The organism is Leisingera sp. F5, from assembly GCF_001593695.1.
In genome coordinates this window covers 1-1,508 of the sequence record NZ_LUKH01000891.1, presented here as the reverse complement: position 1 = coordinate 1,508, position 1,508 = coordinate 1, and the positions used below count along the sequence as shown (strand labels likewise).

Annotated in this window: 1 protein-coding gene and 1 pseudogene; both read right to left on the bottom strand. The window is 61.0% G+C overall.

What is annotated here, in order from left to right:
• A partial coding sequence (gene tnpA / locus A2I95_RS37150; protein WP_291737480.1) for an IS200/IS605 family transposase occupies positions 1-294 on the bottom strand: 294 nt, incomplete at its 3' end.
• A gap of 571 nt (positions 295-865) precedes the next feature.
• Positions 866-1,508 (bottom strand): annotated as a pseudogene (locus A2I95_RS37145) (ribonuclease E/G); the annotation flags it as partial.

Here is a 1,508-nt window from a genome sequence, read left to right as displayed (position 1 = left end):
GCGTCTGCGGATCGCCGGAAATTCCCGCTGCGCCCGGCAAGACGAACGGCCCTTCATCTTGCGCACCAGATCCGAAATGGCGAGCTTGGGCGGCACGGAGACGAACATATGCACGTGGTCGCTCGACAGCACCCCGCGCAAGAGGCTGACACGGTTCTCAGTACAGACCTGGCGGCAAATGTCGCGCACCCGCAGGCGCAACGCCCCGCTCAGCACCTTGTAGCAGTATTTGGTGGACCACACGATCTGATAGCCGTGGTAGAAAACGCAGTGTTTGCCGGTATCACATTGCATGGCCTTACCCTTGAAAAAATGAGCCTTCGGTAATCCCCCCGATCTTAGGGGGATGGCCAACAAAGCCGCCCGGTCCATCCGGGCGATGCTGACAAAGAAACAGGAATACCGGCAGCCCACGTTCTAACCGCCAGCTGCCAACGAGATGCAAGACGTTGAAGTGATGATGCGGAAGTAAGCCAACCAAGAGCAAGGACACTCCGGGAATGGCAGCGGCTCTCTGAGGTCGATAAGCCGATTGGAACCTCGCTTACGGAATTCATCAAGGCCAGCGGAACACCACCGCAAAAACAGGCCGGACAGACGGCAGTACTGACGAAAATTGTCGCAAAAGCCACGAGAAAACGCTTGCAAGGCAGGAGCCACCCACAGAGGCCATTGCGCCCGGTCTGGGCGGCTCCGGAATTCGACATGAATTCTGGCTTGGAAAACACATCTTTTCAGAGCCCTTTCCCGCGCCGGGAAACGCTTTCCTGCGACCCAGCCGGCGGCATTGCCATTGCGAGGAGCGCCCTAAAAAGAGAAAGGCAGGCCCTTTGGCCTGCCTCTCCCGCTAAATCTCATTTCGCGATCAGCTGCCCACCGACCACCAGCCGCGGCGTTTCGGTTTGGGCGGTGCTGCCGGTTCCGGTTCAGCCGCTGCAACGGCCATTGCAGGTTCCGGCTGCTTCTCCTCTTCCGAGGGTGCCTGCTCCGGCTGTGCAGCCTCTTCTGCAGCAGGCTGTTCTTCTACCGCCTCAGCAGCTGCGTCCGGTGCTGTATCTGCAGGCACTTCCACCGGTGCTGCTTCGGCTTCAACCGCGACCGGTTCTGCCGGAGCGGCTTCAACTTCCACAGCAGTAGCCTCTGCTGGAACCGCAACTTCGGCTTCCACAGCACTCCCGGTGGCAGGCTCAGCATCATCGACAACAGCGGCTGGAGCACTTTCTGCTGCGTCATCAGCCGGTGCCCGCGCAACGGTCTCCGTTGCAGGAGGATCTTCAGCTTCAGCCGCGGCCGGGGCGTCTTGTGCCACTGCTTCAGCGGTCTCGACGGAGGCAGGAGCCTCTTGCGCGGTCTCTGCGGTCTCTGCCTCAGCCGGTTTGGCTTTGGGCTTGCGCGACCGGGTACGGGTGCGGCTGCGGGAAGGTTTCTTTTCCTTCACCTCTTCTGCGGCAGCGCCTTCGACTTCAGCGGCGGCCTCCGCAGGCTCAGCTGCGTCATCCTGCTGCTGC